Below are 17,363 nucleotides of genomic sequence, written 5' to 3'. Positions count from 1 at the left end.
TATGGAATCGATCCAATCGACCAAACAACGATTTGAAATTATTGGCAACGATGTTAAACTAAATCGCGCCATAGAAAAAGCTATTCAAGTTGCCCCGACCGATATTTCAGTATTGGTAACTGGGGAAAGCGGAGTGGGAAAAGAGGCTATTCCTAAGATAATTCATTCCCTTTCCCATAGAAAACACGCTAAATATATAGCGGTAAACTGTGGTGCCATTCCAGAAGGCACTATAGACAGTGAGCTTTTTGGACATGAAAAGGGAGCTTTTACGGGTGCTACATCTAACAGGAGCGGTTATTTTGAAGTGGCCGATGGCGGCACCATTTTTTTGGATGAAGTGGGTGAACTGCCGTTAACTACACAAGTCCGATTGCTAAGGGTATTGGAAAATGGGGAATTCTTAAAAGTGGGCTCCTCTCAGGTACAAAAAACGGACGCAAGAATAGTTGCCGCGACCAATATCAATATGTTCGAGGCAATTAAAAAAGAAAAATTCCGGGAAGACCTCTATTATCGATTAAGTACCGTTGAAATTAATATCCCCCCACTAAGGGAGCGAAAAGACGACATTCATTTATTGTTCCGCAAATTCGCCTCCGATTTTGGTCAAAAATATAAAATGCCTACTATTAGGCTGGAAGATGATGCGGTACAATTGCTATTAAAATACCGTTGGCCAGGCAACATCCGACAATTGAGAAATATTGCCGAACAAATTTCGGTATTGGAGTCAAGCAGAAATATCACCCTTGCCTCCCTAGATAGCTATCTGCCAAATTCAAGCAACACCAGCCTGCCAGCAGTGGTGGACAAGGAAAAAAAGAAAGGCGATTTTAGCAATGAAAGGGAGATACTCTACAAAGTATTATTTGATATGAAGGGGGATCTCAATGACCTAAAAAAACTGACCTTGGAACTTCTTAAGCATAACGATACTGAAAAGGTTCAGGAGGAAAATGAAAATTTGATCCGTAAGATATACGGAAAGGAAGAAGAAATCTATACCGAGGAAGAGGAAGAAATGGCCTCCAAAATATTGGAGCTGCCAGAATCTTATGCAGAAAAACCCAAAAATACGACGACCACAGAGGACAAGTATTATTTTGCGGAAGAAATAGAAGAGGAAGAAACCCTATCTTTACAGGACAAGGAAATTGAACTCATTAAAAAATCTTTGGAGAGAAATAAGGGGAAAAGAAAAGCTGCCTCCGCAGAATTGGGAATCTCGGAACGCACCTTATATCGTAAAATTAAACAGTACGATCTTTAGCAGTAGGCTAAGAAAATTTAAAAACAATGATCAGGAGTAAACATATTCTTATTATACTTATTATAGCAACCACTATCTCAGGTTGCGGGATATACAACTTTACCGGTGGTGATGTAGGGTCAGCAAAGACCTTTCAGGTGCCATATTTCCAAAATTATGCCTCTCAAAATCCCGGATCTACATTTGAACCAGGGATGGATAGGGATTTCACCTTGGCCTTGCAAGACCTAATACTTAACCAGACTAGCCTAAACTTGGTCAGCTCCAACGGGGATTTATTATACGAGGGCGAAATTGTGGAATACCGCATCTCTCCCATGTCTGCCACTGCACAGCAAACGGCCGCCCAAAACAGATTGAGCATTGGAGTGAATGTAAGGTTCTTTAACAACACTAAAAAGGATGTAGATTTTGAACAGCGATTTTCATTCTTTTACGATTACCCAGCAAATTCTCAATTTTCTTCGGTAAAGGATGAGGCTCATCAAGTGATTTTTGAGCGCATTACCCAAGACATTTTTAATAAATCATTGGCAGACTGGTAAATTATGAATGTACAGGACTTCACATATCTATTACAGAACCCGGATAAGCTAGTCTCACCTGTTCAAACCAATCAGTTGGAGGATATTCTGGAAGAATATCCCTATTTCCAAGCCGCTAGAGCCATGCACCTAAAAGGCTTAAAAAACTTAAACAGCTTTAAATACAACAACGCCCTTAAACTTACGGCCGCTTATACCGCAGATAGGGATATCTTGTTTGATTTCATCACCTCCAAGGACTTTCTTCAGAACAATATTGCGGATTCCATTTCGGGAAAGGCTACCACTCTGAACGATACCATTACCATATCTGAAGAAATTAAATCCGAGTTTCAAGAAGGAAAATCCCTGATTGAAACTTCTGAGGATGAACCTTGGCCAAGAACGTCGAAGGATGCCGACCAAATTCTAGACCCTTCCCTCTTCTCTTCAAAGGACCCGAAAATAGACCAATCCCTCTCAGAGGATAAAAAAAAAGCTGAAGAAGTACTGGAGATAGGGAAACCATTGAATTTCTCCAAGAAAGAGAAATATTCGTTCGGGGAATGGCTACAACTCACCAATCAAACAACCAGCAACGAGAAAGTAGCAACAAAAACTACTAAAACCCAATCAGAAGTCAATAAAACCAAGCCTTCTACAAAACTTACTGAGCACAAAAAGAAAAATTTTGACCTCATAGACAAGTTCATTCAAACCAATCCCAAGATCGTCCCAAAAGATAACATCAAGAAAGTATCTATCAAGGAATCATTGACCTTTGACCAGAACGAATTGATGACCGCTACTTTGGCAAAAGTGTATTTAGAACAAAAAAAATACAAAAAAGCTATTCAAGCTTACAAAATTTTAAGTTTGAAATATCCAGAAAAAAGTAGTTTCTTTGCAGACCGAATAAAATCGGTAGAAAAATTACAACAAGAAAATACATAATTTAATGAATACAACATTTACAATATTCTTGGTACTGATCATCCTAGTGTGTCTATTACTAATGCTCGTTATTATGGTACAAAACCCTAAAGGTGGCGGTTTATCATCTTCTTTTGGAGGTGGTGGAAGTCAGGTTGTGGGCGGTGTTAAAAAAACAGGCGACTTCTTAGACAGGAGCACATGGACCTTAGCAACTATTTTGGTGGTATTGATCTTACTTTCTAACGTTGCTCTCAAAGGAAGCTTTAGTGGTTCCGATTCAAAATTGCTAAATGGCGATCCTATAGAGAATACTACTCAGGAAGCCTTACCAGTGACTCCAATAACAACACCTGCCAACAAGCCATCGGATAGCGTAGAATAAGGATTAAAAGACATATAATTTTTAAAAATGCCAGCTTTAGTGACAAGCTGGCATTTTTCATTCAACAAAGTGTCAGTTTTTCACTAATGGCATAATTTCTGCCATCATCAAGGAAACTTAAAAACCTAAAATTTAAATAATATGGCTAAAGTTAGCATTAAACCATTAGCGGATAGAGTTCTTATTGAGCCTATGGCTGCCGAAACAAAGACTGCATCAGGTCTTTTCATTCCAGATACCGCAAAAGAAAAACCACAAAAAGGTAAAGTAGTAGCTGTTGGTCCTGGTACTAAGGACGAAAAAGTAACCCTTAAAGTTGGAGATACTGTACTATATGGCAAATATGCTGGTACGGAGCTAAAATTGGAAGGCTCTGAATACCTAATGATGCGCGAGAGCGATATCCTAGCGGTCATATAATCGTTTTTTCAATTCCCGCGAAGGTTGGGAATCCCTTAAAACTTTTTTTAAAACAAACAGGTTCCCGTTCTCACGGGACCAAATAATACAAAATTAAATTATGGCAAAAGATATAAAATTTGATATTGATGCAAGAGACGGCCTCAAACGCGGTGTCGATGCATTGGCAAACGCAGTAAAAGTAACCTTAGGACCAAAAGGTAGAAACGTTATCATCAGCAAGTCATTTGGCGCACCGATGATCACCAAGGATGGGGTTACCGTAGCAAAGGAAATAGAATTGGCAGATGCCCTAGAAAACATGGGAGCCCAAATGGTTAAGGAAGTTGCTTCCAAAACCAATGATTTGGCAGGTGATGGTACCACCACTGCAACCGTATTGGCACAGGCTATCGTAAAAGAAGGTCTTAAAAACGTAGCTGCAGGTGCAAATCCGATGGACTTAAAAAGAGGTATTGACAAGGCGGTAGCTGTTATCGTTGAAGATTTGGCAAGACAGACCAAAAAAATAGGTGATTCCTCTGAAAAAATAAAACAAGTTGCTGCTATTTCATCCAACAATGATGAAACTATTGGTGACTTAATTGCACAAGCTTTTGAGAAAGTTGGCAAGGAAGGTGTTATTACCGTTGAAGAGGCAAAAGGAACAGATACCTATGTTGATGTTGTTGAAGGAATGCAGTTTGACAGAGGTTACCTTTCTCCTTACTTTGTAACGGATTCCGAAAAAATGACCGCAGATTTGGAAAATCCTTACATTTTATTATACGATAAGAAGATTTCTTCTATGAAGGATCTTTTACCAGTATTGGAGCCAGTAGCACAGTCTGGCAAACCTTTATTGATCATTGCAGAGGATGTAGACGGTGAAGCTTTGGCTACTTTGGTGGTTAACAAATTAAGAGGTTCCTTAAAAATCGCTGCTGTAAAAGCACCTGGTTTTGGAGATAGAAGAAAAGCTATGTTGGAAGACATCGCTATCTTAACTGGCGGTACCGTTATAGCTGAGGAAAGAGGTTTCACAATGGAAAACGCCACCTTAGATATGTTGGGTACTTGTGAAAAAATATCTATCAACAAGGACAACACTACTATTGTTAATGGTTCCGGATCAGCGAAGACCATTAAAACTAGGGTAAACCAAATAAAATCTCAAATAGAATCCACAACTTCTGATTACGACAAAGAAAAACTTCAGGAGCGTTTGGCCAAATTGGCTGGTGGGGTCGCCGTACTTTATGTTGGTGCCGCATCTGAAGTGGAAATGAAAGAGAAAAAAGATAGGGTAGATGATGCTCTACACGCTACAAGAGCAGCGGTTGAAGAAGGTATCGTTGCCGGTGGAGGAGTTGCCTTGATAAGAGCCAAAGCACTTCTTTCCAAGATCAAAACAGAAAATTCTGATGAGGAAACTGGCGTACAGATCGTTGCCAGAGCCATTGAATCTCCCTTGAGAACAATTGTTGAGAATGCAGGTGGAGAAGGTTCTGTAGTTGTTGCCAAAGTATTGGACGGCAAAGGTGATTTTGGATATGATGCCAAAAGCGAAACCTATGTAGATATGATCAAGGCAGGTATTATAGATCCTAAAAAAGTAACCAGAATTGCATTGGAAAATGCTGCATCGGTTGCTGGAATGATCTTGACTACCGAATGTGCATTGACCGACATTAAGGAAGATTCTCCGTCAGGCCCACCAATGGGTGGAGGTATGCCCGGAATGATGTAATTGGCAACATGCCAATAGAATTTAAAAAGCCGTCCTTGAAATTTCAAGGACGGCTTTTTGCTTTTGTCAATTTCCTCTGAGCATGCCCATAGGGCATCGGAAGGAAACTATAAATAACATTTCCACGCCCTCCTAAACGGAACGGACAGGCAAGCCTCAGAGCATTCAAATCTCACTTGGTAAGTAAAATAAAAAAACACTAAACCCTAGTGATGCTTTCCATCGTCAGAATTGTCCTCTCTATACTTGCAACATGGATGTATACCATCATAGGCCACTTCGGTCGCCTTAAGCTCCTCAGTATCGTGCCCTACCGCTACTAGGGCCGTTTTAACCTTCATAGAATTTGTTTTACGTTCGTTTAAGATTAAGGATAACTGATGGGTAGGGATATCCCAAGAGGCAAATTTCACCCCCTTCACCCCTAGGGCTGCCTCTTCTATCCGCTCTTTACACATAGAGCACTTTCCATTTACCTCAAAGCTTATTTTTTTATTCTTTTCCTGCCCATAAGCTACCATTGATAAAGCAGCGAACGCAAAACCCAATATTGTATTTTTAATTTTCATCTTTTTCTGTTTAAACGATTAGCAATCAGCAAAGTTATAATTTATATCTAAATCCCGCATAAAACATCCTACCCATGGTAGGACCGTAAATAATAGTAGTATCAAAATTGACCCCAAAAGGATCCTCTGCCCCTAACACCGGCCTATCCTGAACGTAATCCGTTAAGTTTTCCCCACCTATATAAATTTCAAAACTGTCCGAAAAGACTTTCGTCATTTGGGCATTCATCAAACTATATGAAGGTGAATATTCTCCCAATTGGTACGCTACTGGATTACTGTTCGTATTCGGTAAACGCTGTTTTCCCAGTACGTGCAAGGTATAATCCAATCGCCATTGGGAACCGTTTTCCTTTAGCTTAGTCACATAGCCAATATTGGCAAAAAAACGATGCTGCGCCTGCAAAGGCTTCTGTAGGGAACCAGAAACATAGTCCGTTTCCACATCATAGAACTTATAAGCAGTCCTCAACTCAACATTCTTTAAAACCTCATGGTTAACCTCTAACTGAAGACTCCTAGCCGCACTTTTTCCATCTAGATTATAGAACAAAATCGCTTGGGGGTTCTCCCAATCCACAACTACCTGATTTCTAAAATCGGTGATATAGTAATCCAACGCAAAACTTCCAGGCCTTTGGAATAAGGTAAAGCCCTGAAGAAAACCAATACCGTAATTCCAAGCATCCTCCGCATCAAGCCCGTAGACGCTTCCTTCTTGTCCCAAGATCTCAATTTCCCGAGCGGAACCAAACATTTGTTGGTTCTCAGCAAATATATTAGCCGCACGTCTCCCACGTCCTATAGAACCCTTAATACTCCCTCGCTCCCAAGGCAGATAACGAACATGGAGTCTTGGAGTAACAAAGTTCCCTAGATTATTGTGGCTGTCCACCCTAATACCCGCTGTTAGGCTTACTTTCTTTAAATCGTCATAACTGTATTCGAAAAATGCACCTAGAGACTTATCTTCCCTAGAAAAATCCAAGGTATTCACCATTTCCGTATAGCTGTCATAAGCAAAGGAAAACCCTGTCTTAAATTTGCTTCGGGTATCACCAATGATTGAACTAAAGAGCAAGCTGGTATAACTGCTTTCATGATCTATATTATAGCGGTTAAAACCAAAATAGGAATCCTGCATATGCAAACTATAGGCAGATTGAATGCCTACACTCTGAAACGGGAGTTCTGGAAAAACATATCCTACCTTTAAGGAAGAATCAAACCTGCGAGTATCTATTTCACTACCCCAGGAATTAGAGGTGAATTTATCGGTATTTGGATTAAAATTGGTCTCACCTGCCTGTTTTTCATCATTCAAAAATCTCAGATTAAAGAAACTAACCCATCCTTTTTCTGGGTTTTGGTATTGCCATCTGTTTAAGATATTGATTTGATTCCCCAGCGGGGCATCTAAAAAACCATCTCTATTTTCATCCTCCTTAGCATTCCTGTAATTTCCATGCAAGTAAAGTCCAGTGCTCCATTTGTCGCTTATAGCATGATTCAGATGGGTATTCAATTCCAGCCTGCCATTCATATTGGCATAACCATTAACAAAAAGACGCTTATCCGTTAGGGGCTTAACTAGCTCTGCATTTATCTGCCCAGATATACTCTCGTACCCATTTACAACACTCCCTGCCCCTTTGGTAATCTGAATACTTTCTACCCATGTCCCCGGAGTAAAACTAAGTCCGTACACCTGTGAGGCACCGCGTACCATGGGGATATTCTCTTGGGTTATCAATAAATAAGGACTGGTAAGTCCCAACATCTGGATCTGTTTGGTTCCGGTAAGGGCGTCGGAAAAATTGACATCTATAGACGGATTGGTCTCAAAACTTTCGGATAAATTACAACAGGCTGCCTTTAACAATTCCGCACTGTTAATCGTAACCACATTCTGGGGACTAAAATAGGACTTCTGCAATGCATCTCGCTTCTTTTGGACCACTACCTCCTCTAACGCGTTGGAAGGCTTTAGCCAATGGCGTAGCTTTTGAGGCGTGGTTACGGCTAAGGTATCGGATTGAAACCCTACATAACTAATCACCAATTGATCATATTCTGGCTTAAAAGGGATAACAAAACTACCATCCTCCCTACTTATGGTCCCTATTTGGGAATTTAACCAATAAACATTGGCACCCGATAATCCAAGGGACTTATTTCCCGGATTGGATTCTAAAATTACACCCTCAATATTCCTTTGAGAAAAGACCAGAAATGGCAGACTAAATAAAATAACAATTAAAAAATTCCTCACTTAATTAGATTTAAATATTAGTAAAACACATACACACTAAACAACTTTCCTTCCCATTAAATAGAACGGATAGACAGTGTAAACACCTAATTTAAAATCAAATAAGAAAAACCTGTTGAAGCACATGTATGTCACCTAAAAATATGGGTGGCGGACTGTAGATTATAGGAATGGGAAGTAAACCGTTTGCCTCAAGAAAATGGATTTGCGTATTTAACGGCACCGTAAAAACAAATGGCAACGCCAACTTAAAGTCCTTAACAGAATACGTCAAGTCTTCTAAGCCCTTAATGGAAATTACCTCATCACTGCAACAATGGAGGGACTCTAAATTAATAGACGCCACTCCTTGGTTCGCTATGATATTCATACCACAACTTTCTGCCTTTTGAAAAAGGGCAATGTCTACAAGATGGCCTAGGCAATAATGTATTTCTACCGTCCAAGAGACGGTAGCGGCAAAGATGAAAAATGCCAGCAGCAAGGATATTAATTTACGAAATACTTGTTTCATCGGTGCAAAAATAATCAAATATTGTGGCCCTAATATTTCTACAAAACAATAAACTTTAAATACGCCATAATATTGTTTAATTATATCATTCTAGCGCCTAGAAATATATAATTTGAATTAATTTTGATGAAAACTTTCTTATGCTCCATCAATTAAAATCAAAAGTATCGGATATTATAAAGGAATCAGACAAGGATACCAACGAAAAACTACTGGCCATCTGCGAATTGTTAAAAGAAAACGTGCCCTATTACGATTGGGTCGGATTTTATTTTAGGAACGGCAATAAGGAAGAACTTAAATTGGGGCCTTATGCAGGGACTCCAACGGACCACACCATAATTCCTTTTGGAAAGGGCATTTGTGGTCAGGTGGCGGTATCCAACAAAAACTTCGTAGTGCCCGATGTAGGCGCCCAAGACAATTATATTGCCTGCAGTATTACAGTAAAGGCCGAGATAGTAGTCCCCCTTTTTGTAAATGGAAAAAACATTGGGCAAATAGATATAGATTCAAACACTCCAGATCCCTTTTCCGAGGAAGATGAGCGCTTTTTGGAATACATCAACCAAGAAGTAGCAAAAATTTATTAAAACTTTAAGTCGATTGTTGTTAAACCTGCTGTTTTTAAGCACAAAAAAATTACTTTTGTGGGCTTATAATTTATAACAACAAGCACAAAAAAAATGAGCACTCCAAAAAAAGCTACATCGGCCTTAATCTCTGTATTCCATAAAGATGGGTTAGCACCTTTAGTGAAAAAGTTTAACGAGTTGGGAATCACCATCTATTCTACTGGTGGCACGGAACAGTTTATTAAGGAATTGGGCATTGATGTGGTTCCTGTGGAGGACGTTACCAGCTATCCTTCCATATTAGGAGGTAGGGTTAAAACCTTACACCCTAAAGTGTTTGGGGGAATTCTTAACCGTCAGGACAACCAAGGAGACCAGGACCAGTTGAAGGAATATGGAATTCCACAGTTGGATATTGTTATCGTGGACCTATATCCGTTTGAAAAAACAGTTGCCAGTGGTGCTCCAGAACAAGAAATTATTGAAAAAATTGACATAGGCGGTATTTCATTGATACGCGCTGCAGCTAAAAACTACAAGGATACCCTTTGCGTATCCTCAATGAACGATTATGACGAGGTGTTGGAAATAATAACAAATGGTAACGGAAGCACTACTTTGGAAGAACGTAGGCGTTTTGCAACTAAATCTTTTAATATTTCATCTCATTACGATTCAGCGATCTTCAATTATTTCAATAAAGATCATGGGCAGCCTACTTTAAAATTGAGCGAAACCAACGGACAGGTATTACGCTACGGGGAGAATCCACACCAAAAGGGATTTTTCTTTGGAGATTTTGACGCCATGTTTCAAAAATTAAATGGCAAGGAGCTATCCTACAACAACCTATTGGATGTAGATGCCGCGGTAAATCTCATCGAAGAATTTAAACAAAACGAGCCTACCTTTGCTATTTTAAAGCATAACAACGCCTGTGGCTTAGCTACGCGTTCAACCATAAAACAAGCCTATGTAGATGCATTGGCTGGAGACCCAGTATCTGCCTTTGGAGGTGTCTTGATCAGTAATGTAGAGATTGATGAAGCTACTGCCACGGAAATCCACTCCCTATTCTGCGAGGTGGTGATTGCACCGAGCTATTCCCCAGAAGCCTTGGAAATTTTAAAAGGCAAAAAGAACCGGATTATATTGATCAAAAAGGAAGTAGCACTACCAGACACAACGGTAAGGACTTGTTTAAACGGAGTATTGTTACAGGAAAAGGACAACAAGACAGATGCCTTGGAAGACTTGACTAATGTTACCAATGAAAATCCTACCGACCAGGAATTGGAAGACTTAATATTTGCCTCCAAACTGTGTAAGCACACCAAAAGTAACACTATAGTCTTAGCAAAAAACAAGCAGTTATTTGCTAGTGGCACCGGACAAACATCCCGTGTAGATGCCCTAAACCAAGCAATTCACAAAGCTAAATCGTTTAATTTTGATTTAAATGGGGCCGTTATGGCAAGTGATGCCTTCTTCCCTTTTCCAGATTGTGTAGAAATTGCGCATAAAAGTGGTGTCTCTAGCGTTATACAACCCGGAGGGTCCATCAAAGACCAGCTGAGCATCGATTATTGCAATGAAAATGGAATTTCCATGGTAATGACTGGCACCCGCCATTTTAAACATTAATTTCATTACTTTTGTCGGTAAAACTGACTTTTAAACTGAAACCAAATTACTAAAAATGGGATTTTTCGATTTCTTAACCGAGGAAATAGCGATAGATTTAGGAACTGCTAACACCCTCATTATTCATAACGACAAAGTTGTTGTAGACAGTCCATCTATTGTTGCCCGGGATAGGATCAGTGGTAAAATCATTGCAGTTGGCAAGGAAGCCAGTATGATGCAAGGAAAGACCCATGAGAACATTAAGACCATTAGACCATTAAAAGATGGTGTAATCGCAGATTTCGATGCATCAGAAAAGATGCTAATGATGTTTATTAAGAACATCCCCGCCCTTAAGAAAAAATGGTTTCCGCCTGCATTGCGCATGGTAATCTGTATTCCATCCGGAATTACAGAAGTGGAAATGAGAGCGGTAAAGGAATCTGCAGAACGAGTAAATGGCAAGGAAGTATACTTGATCCACGAACCCATGGCAGCAGCCATCGGAATTGGTTTGGACATTATGCAACCCAAAGGAAATATGATTGTGGACATAGGTGGAGGAACCACTGAGATTGCAGTAATTGCGCTAGGAGGAATTGTTTGCGACAAGTCTGTTAAAATTGCGGGTGATGTATTTACCAATGACATCATCTATTATATGCGTACACAACACAATTTGTATGTTGGCGAAAGCACTGCCGAGAACATTAAAATAACAATCGGCTCTGCAACCGAAGACTTGCAAACGCCCCCCGACGAAATGTCGGTTCAAGGAAGGGACCTACTTACTGGGAAACCCAAACAAGTATCCGTTTCCTATCGGGAAATAGCCAAGGCCTTGGACAAATCCATTTTACGCGTGGAGGATGCGGTAATGGAAACCTTATCGCAAACACCACCAGAATTAGCAGCCGACATTTACAATACAGGAATCTATTTAGCAGGTGGCGGATCTATGTTAAGAGGATTAGACAGGCGTTTATCCCAAAAGACCGATCTGCCCGTATATATAGCAGAAGACCCATTAAGAGCCGTTGTTAGAGGCACTGGGATTGCTTTAAAGAACTTGGATCGCTATAAGAGTATCTTGATCAAATAAATTTAGAAAAGTTTCAATGCGAATCGCCATGTTGAAAAATTAATAATAGCAAACCGACATTAAACCACTAATTGGGCGATGAAAATTTAAACTTCAATATATTAATACAAGTGCATGCAGCAGATTATCAATTTTATACTAAGATATAAAAACTTCTTGCTCTATGCGTTGTTATTAACCATAGCACTTACGTTTACCATACGGGCACAGTCCTATCACCATTCCAAGTTTTTCAATTCGGCCAACTGGCTTACAGGCAACATCTACGGGACCTCAAACAATATTACCACCTATTTTGGCCTTGGGGTGGAAAACAAAAAATTGCTGGAAGAAAACAAAAAATTGCGCATCCAATTGTTCAATCAGGAAAAGGAGACTCCAGAACCTTTAGATTCCACCAATACTAATTACAGGGTAATAACTGGCCAAGTAATAAAGAACAGTTACTCCCTTCCAAGAAACTATATCACTATAGACAAAGGAAGTGCCGATGGATTGGAAATAGACATGGGGGTCATTACACCAAACGGAATATTAGGTATAGTGGAGCACACTTCCAAAAATTTTGCAATGGTACAAAGTATCTTAAATGTTAGATCTAGGATCAATGCAAAACTCAAAAACACCAACCATTATGGCTCTTTGGTCTGGAACACCAAAGATTACCACATGGTCCAATTAAACGATATAGAACGTCTGGTTCCCTTAAACATTGGGGATACTATTGTTACTGGCGCATCTTCAAGTATATTTCCAGAAAACATTCCTATTGGTGTCATCAATAATTTTGATATCAATAATTCCAAAAGCTCCTACAGCATTGATATTAAACTGTTTACCGACATGACTACTATAAAGAATGTGTATGTCATTGAGAACGAGCAACGCGAGGAAATTAAAGAATTAGAATCCAAGATCCGCAATGACCAGCAATAGCACTTTTATCATTATCATTAGGTTTATACTACTAATTTTAGTTCAGGTATTGGTGTTTAATAAACTTAATTTTTTTGGATATATAAACCCAATGGTTTATATTATATTCCTGTATTGGTACCCGATCAAGGAAAAACGATCTCTTTTTATTTTGTTGTGCTTTTTACTAGGTATAATGGTAGACTGGTTTTCTGATACCATGGCCATTCATGCAGCAGCAACCGTTACCATTGCATATTTACGACCCACTATTATGCGTTTCTGTTTTGGTGTAAATATTGAATTTCAAAATTTCAAACTCACCAATTCTACTAAGGCCCAACAAATTACGTTTCTTTTATTATTAATTATTATACACCATTTAATTTTCTTTACCCTAGAGATTTTCAGTTTTAAAAATACACTGTTAATTTTGAAAAAGGTTTTATTTACTAGTATGGCAACCTTAGCACTAAGCCTTCTGTTGAATTCCCTTTTTAGTGTCAAAAAACGATGAGAAAAATACTGTTATCCTCAATTATTTTATTAGTGGGATTAACTTTTATTGGCAGATTATCCTATTTGCAAATATTTAGTTTCTCTCCCAACCAAATATTGGAAGACCCTGCCATAAAAGCAATCTACGACTACCCCGAAAGAGGGTACATATATGATAGAAACGGGGAACTTTTGGTAGCCAACCAGCCTGCCTACGATGTAATGGTGATTCCCCGTGAGGTAAAACCCTTGGATACGTTGGAATTTTGTAGCCTTCTCGGAATTGATAAGGAGCGTTTTATAGCACAATTGAGCAAAGCCCGCGTATATTCTCCGAGGCTCCCCTCTGTATTAGTACCCCAATTATCCAAGGAAGATTATGGGCGACTCCAGGAAAAAATGAGACGGTTTGACGGTTTTTACATCCAAAAAAGATCTTTGCGTTACTATGACACTAAAAGCGGCGCCAATGTCCTAGGCTATATTAGTGAGGTTAACCCATGGGATTTAGAGAGAAACCCGTCCTATGCCGCAGGGGAATTAATGGGCACTACAGGTATTGAAAAAGAGTACGAGAATGTCCTGAGGGGGCACAAAGGAGTGAAATACATTCAGAAAGACCGCTTTAACAGGGATATTGGCCCCTACAAAGAGGGGGCATTGGACACCCTCCCAGAACAGGGTCAGCAAATAACGGTCACCATAGATAAACAACTTCAAGAGTATGGTGAAACACTAATGGTAGGGAAACACGGTGGAATTGTAGCTTTAGAACCTAGTACGGGCGAAATACTAGCCCTAATCTCCGGTCCTAGCTATGACCCTTCCATATTGGTGGGGAGAGACAGGTCTAAAAACTACAGCAAATTACACTATGACAGCATCACAAAACCCACCTTTGATAGATCTTTGTTGGCATCCCAGCCTCCTGGATCTCCCTTTAAAACCTTAAATGCCCTTGTAGCCTTACAGGAAGGAGCCATCACCACCGAAACCATAATACAATGTTATAACGGTTTTTACGTAGGAAAAAAGAAACGAGGCTGCCATTGCGGAGGCGGAATCCGCAAACTGCATAGTGGCCTATACAAGTCTTGCAATGCCTTTTCTGCTGGGGTGTTTCGGAAATTCTACGACAAGTTCGACACCACAGCGGAAGGTATGGATGTTTGGGAAAAACACATGAAAAGTTTTGGATTGGGCACCTATCTAGGCTATGATCTACCTACTGGAAGACCAGGGCGTATTCCTAACCGTGAATATTACGATAGGGTATATGGCGCTAATAGATGGGCCTCTACCTATATAATATCAAACTCCATTGGGCAAGGAGAAGTAGAAACCACTCCAATTCAATTGGCGAACATGACTGCAGCAATTGCCAATAGGGGACATTTTTTCACCCCACATGTACTTAAAAAGATTGGTGGAGAGAATATTTCCATTCCAGAATTTACAGAGGCAAAGCACACTACCATAGACAAACGCCACTTTGAACCAGTAGTACAAGCCATGGCAGACGTATATAAAATGGGGACCGCAAGGTGGCTTCAAGTAAAAGACATTGAGATAGCTGGAAAAACCGGAACGGTAGAAAACTTTACAAGAATTAATGGTGTCCGAACCCAATTGACAGATAATTCTGTTTTTATAGCCTTTGCCCCTGTAGACAATCCAAAAATAGCGATAGCAGTTTATATTGAAAATGGCTACTTTGGGAGTCGCTATGCAGGGCATATTGCCACCTTAATGATCGAAAAATACCTGCATCGTGAAATTACCCGTAAGGATCTGGAGAAAAGAATGCTAGAAAAGACATTGGAAGACGAATATGCAAAACCCTATAGCGGGCAACCTTTTAAAATAAACGAACGTGCCTGGTAAAAGCATTCTTAAACGCTTGGATTGGATAAGTGTATTCTTTTACCTTTCCCTTGTTTTTATTGGTTGGATCAACATCTACTCCACCACCTTTAATGAGGACAACCCCAACATTTTTAATTTCGCGGCCCTTTACGGCAAGCAATTGTTCTTTATCGGCACCAGCATAGTCACTATTGTAATTATCTTAGGTCTAGAGGCTAATTTCTATGAACGATTTGCAGGTCTTTTCTATATCATTGCCTTGGTACTACTCTTGGGGCTTTATCCCTTTGGACGTACTATCTCCGGAGCAACCTCCTGGTATGATCTTGGATTTTTCAACCTTCAGCCCTCAGAATTCGCTAAAATGACTACTGCATTGGCTTTGGCGAAATATCTAAGTGACATACAGACCGATATTAAACGCCCCAAAGATCAATTATACGCCCTCGCTATAATTCTAATACCAACCATTCTCATCATCCCACAACCAGATCCAGGGAGTGCCCTTGTATTCTTTTTCTTAATTTTTGTCATTTTTAGAGAGGGATTGCCTTTGTATTATCTAGGAATCGGAACAATGGCAATAGTGATTTTTATCCTCACTCTAATGTTCGGGACTTTGTGGCTGGTAATTGGCTTAGGCTTAATCTTTGCCCTTTTTCTATTGCTGAAAAAACCATCTTTTAAAGTGCCAATATTACCCATTACTCTTAGTTATATCGTTATCATTCTATTTTCACTTTCCGTTGATTTTGTTTACGATTCTGTTTTTGAGCAACGTCACCGCGATAGATTTAGTTTATGGCTCGACTTGGAAAAGGACCCAAAGAAACTAGAAGAAATAAGAAAAACAATTGGATATAATACCTACCAATCTGAAAAAGCCATAGAATCTGGCGGCTTTTTTGGCAAGGGCTTTAAGGAAGGAACACGTACCAAAGGGAATTTTGTGCCAGAACAACACACAGATTATATTTTCAGCACGGTAGGGGAGGAATGGGGGTTTATAGGCACCTCAACCGTAGTCATTCTATTCACACTTATGCTTCTTCGACTGGCATATCTAGCAGAACGCCAAAAAAACCCTTTTAGCAGAATGTATGGATATGGGGTTATAAGCATCTTATTTGTCCACTATTTTATAAATATTGGAATGGTAACGGGAATTTTACCCACCATAGGCATCCCCTTACCCTTTTTCAGTTATGGGGGTTCTGGGCTAGTATTTTTTTCGGCCTTGTTATTTATCTTCCTTAAATTGGACGCCAATAGATTAAATGAACTGGACTAAAATTTCCACGCCTTGGTGTTAACGGTGGATTCCAGATTGTTCTCCAACTTTTCGGGCAGGCCCTGAAAAAAGTCGATCCCGGTTAATTCCTCCAAATGATCTACGGTAACTACAAAATTTTTCAAACTCTTATCCATTTCCCTATTGGGAAATAGGAATGCTATTATTTTAAGGTTGCCCCCTTCGCCCTTCGCCACAATTTTATAAAAATATCTAGGTACCGCCACTTCCTCTTCCCCTATACTAGGTAATCCTTGGGTCAACACCCCTGCAGTAATTACGACCAATGGACCTTCTTTTTTAGCCCATCTCCGCACCTGCTGCTCCAATCGGTTCCAAATACCAGCATTAAAATCGTTCTGTTGTGGACTAATATTACTGGTATAAAACGTCTCGTTATAGGCTAATTCAGAAAATCTCCTGTCTCCTGCCGGACACAAATGCCCCCTATCATATCCAGATCCCTTATAATTTCTCCAATCGGCAGATTTTGTTGTTACTTTGGGGTCTTCTATAAAATAAGGTCGCCTTCTATCATCCCCGGTTATATGCGATCTATCCAATAAATAGGCAACCCACTCTGCCTGTTCATAATCTTCATTATAGGATAATATAAAATGATTGTGCTGCACCAATGCACCAGTAGTGGAACTAGGTAGTAAATCTGTTGGAATCTTGGTGATCTTCTCAACATTGGAGGTAGAAGAGTAAGTAGCTGGAGTGTAAAAGTTATCAAACCACCAAAAACCCACTATACAAAGGAGCATTAAAGCACTGTAAATGATTCTATTTTCCCTATTTTTATTCATAGGACAAATATAATTGAAAACGGTAGATGGGGCACTTCATCAAAATGTAAGCATTGCACCCC

General features: G+C 39.7%; 17 protein-coding genes. 13 read left to right on the top strand and 4 right to left on the bottom strand.

The window, feature by feature from the left end:
* Window position 1 precedes the first annotated feature (1 nt).
* The 6 genes from KCTC52924_RS08820 (at window position 2) to groL (ending at window position 5,264) form a co-directional block, all read left to right on the top strand.
* Window positions 2–1,273, top strand: a complete 1,272-nt coding sequence (locus KCTC52924_RS08820) for a sigma-54-dependent Fis family transcriptional regulator (protein WP_251806360.1) — start codon at window positions 2–4, stop codon at window positions 1,271–1,273.
* A 26-nt stretch (window positions 1,274–1,299) separates the two neighbouring features.
* Complete coding sequence (locus tag KCTC52924_RS08815; RefSeq protein ID WP_251806359.1) at window positions 1,300–1,818, top strand: LptE family protein; 519 nt, start codon at window positions 1,300–1,302, stop codon at window positions 1,816–1,818.
* A 3-nt stretch (window positions 1,819–1,821) separates the two neighbouring features.
* Window positions 1,822–2,751 carry a hypothetical protein gene (locus KCTC52924_RS08810; protein WP_251806358.1) on the top strand — a complete coding sequence of 310 codons (930 nt, stop codon included), beginning with the start codon at window positions 1,822–1,824 and terminating at the stop codon, window positions 2,749–2,751.
* A 4-nt stretch (window positions 2,752–2,755) separates the two neighbouring features.
* Window positions 2,756–3,115, top strand: coding sequence for a preprotein translocase subunit SecG (gene secG / locus KCTC52924_RS08805; protein ID WP_251806357.1), 360 nt, complete (start codon window positions 2,756–2,758; stop codon window positions 3,113–3,115).
* A 141-nt stretch (window positions 3,116–3,256) separates the two neighbouring features.
* On the top strand, window positions 3,257–3,535 hold the full coding sequence (groES, locus tag KCTC52924_RS08800; RefSeq protein WP_251806356.1) for a co-chaperone GroES: 279 nt from the start codon (window positions 3,257–3,259) through the stop codon (window positions 3,533–3,535).
* A 100-nt stretch (window positions 3,536–3,635) separates the two neighbouring features.
* Window positions 3,636–5,264, top strand: a complete 1,629-nt coding sequence (gene groL, locus KCTC52924_RS08795; RefSeq protein WP_251806355.1) for a chaperonin GroEL — start codon at window positions 3,636–3,638, stop codon at window positions 5,262–5,264.
* Window positions 5,265–5,470: 206 nt separating this feature from the next.
* On the opposite strand, the gene KCTC52924_RS08790 is transcribed toward groL, so the two are convergent.
* From KCTC52924_RS08790 to KCTC52924_RS08780, 3 genes are all read right to left on the bottom strand, one after another.
* Window positions 5,471–5,833, bottom strand: a complete 363-nt coding sequence (locus KCTC52924_RS08790) for a heavy-metal-associated domain-containing protein (protein ID WP_251806354.1) — start codon at window positions 5,831–5,833, stop codon at window positions 5,471–5,473.
* Between the two features lie 34 nt (window positions 5,834–5,867).
* A complete protein-coding gene (locus KCTC52924_RS08785; RefSeq protein WP_251806353.1) occupies window positions 5,868–8,105 on the bottom strand; it encodes a carboxypeptidase-like regulatory domain-containing protein in 2,238 nt (745 codons plus the stop codon).
* A 97-nt stretch (window positions 8,106–8,202) separates the two neighbouring features.
* Entirely contained in the window at window positions 8,203–8,619 is a 417-nt protein-coding gene (locus KCTC52924_RS08780; protein ID WP_251806352.1) for an HYC_CC_PP family protein, read from the bottom strand.
* A gap of 140 nt (window positions 8,620–8,759) precedes the next feature.
* Between KCTC52924_RS08780 and KCTC52924_RS08775 the strand changes: the two genes are divergently transcribed.
* The 7 genes from KCTC52924_RS08775 to rodA all read left to right on the top strand — a co-directional run bounded on the left by KCTC52924_RS08775 (window position 8,760) and on the right by rodA (window position 16,492).
* On the top strand, window positions 8,760–9,212 hold the full coding sequence (locus KCTC52924_RS08775) for a GAF domain-containing protein (protein ID WP_251806351.1): 453 nt from the start codon (window positions 8,760–8,762) through the stop codon (window positions 9,210–9,212).
* Window positions 9,213–9,305: 93 nt separating this feature from the next.
* Window positions 9,306–10,838 carry a bifunctional phosphoribosylaminoimidazolecarboxamide formyltransferase/IMP cyclohydrolase gene (purH, locus tag KCTC52924_RS08770; RefSeq protein ID WP_251806350.1) on the top strand — a complete coding sequence of 511 codons (1,533 nt, stop codon included), beginning with the start codon at window positions 9,306–9,308 and terminating at the stop codon, window positions 10,836–10,838.
* Window positions 10,839–10,893: 55 nt separating this feature from the next.
* Entirely contained in the window at window positions 10,894–11,922 is a 1,029-nt protein-coding gene (locus KCTC52924_RS08765) for a rod shape-determining protein (RefSeq protein WP_251806349.1), read from the top strand.
* A 114-nt stretch (window positions 11,923–12,036) separates the two neighbouring features.
* Window positions 12,037–12,858 carry a rod shape-determining protein MreC gene (gene mreC, locus KCTC52924_RS08760; RefSeq protein WP_251806348.1) on the top strand — a complete coding sequence of 274 codons (822 nt, stop codon included), beginning with the start codon at window positions 12,037–12,039 and terminating at the stop codon, window positions 12,856–12,858.
* A complete protein-coding gene (gene mreD / locus KCTC52924_RS08755) occupies window positions 12,845–13,354 on the top strand; it encodes a rod shape-determining protein MreD (protein WP_251806347.1) in 510 nt (169 codons plus the stop codon). The genes mreC and mreD overlap by 14 nt, the downstream gene beginning before the upstream one ends.
* Complete coding sequence (locus KCTC52924_RS08750; protein WP_251806346.1) at window positions 13,351–15,219, top strand: penicillin-binding protein 2; 1,869 nt, start codon at window positions 13,351–13,353, stop codon at window positions 15,217–15,219. The genes mreD and KCTC52924_RS08750 overlap by 4 nt, the downstream gene beginning before the upstream one ends.
* Window positions 15,209–16,492 (top strand): rod shape-determining protein RodA, encoded by a 1,284-nt coding sequence (gene rodA / locus KCTC52924_RS08745; protein WP_251806345.1) that lies wholly within the window; start codon window positions 15,209–15,211, stop codon window positions 16,490–16,492. Before KCTC52924_RS08750 ends, rodA begins: the two co-directional genes overlap by 11 nt.
* On the opposite strand, the gene KCTC52924_RS08740 is transcribed toward rodA, so the two are convergent.
* Complete coding sequence (locus tag KCTC52924_RS08740) at window positions 16,489–17,301, bottom strand: DNA/RNA non-specific endonuclease (protein ID WP_251806344.1); 813 nt, start codon at window positions 17,299–17,301, stop codon at window positions 16,489–16,491. The genes rodA and KCTC52924_RS08740 overlap by 4 nt on opposite strands.
* Window positions 17,302–17,363: the final 62 nt, after the last annotated feature.

The organism is Arenibacter antarcticus (assembly GCF_041320605.1).
Lineage (GTDB): Bacteria > Bacteroidota > Bacteroidia > Flavobacteriales > Flavobacteriaceae > Arenibacter > Arenibacter antarcticus.
The sequence above is the reverse complement of the archived record's forward strand: the minus strand, read 5'-3'. Positions and strand labels throughout refer to the sequence as shown.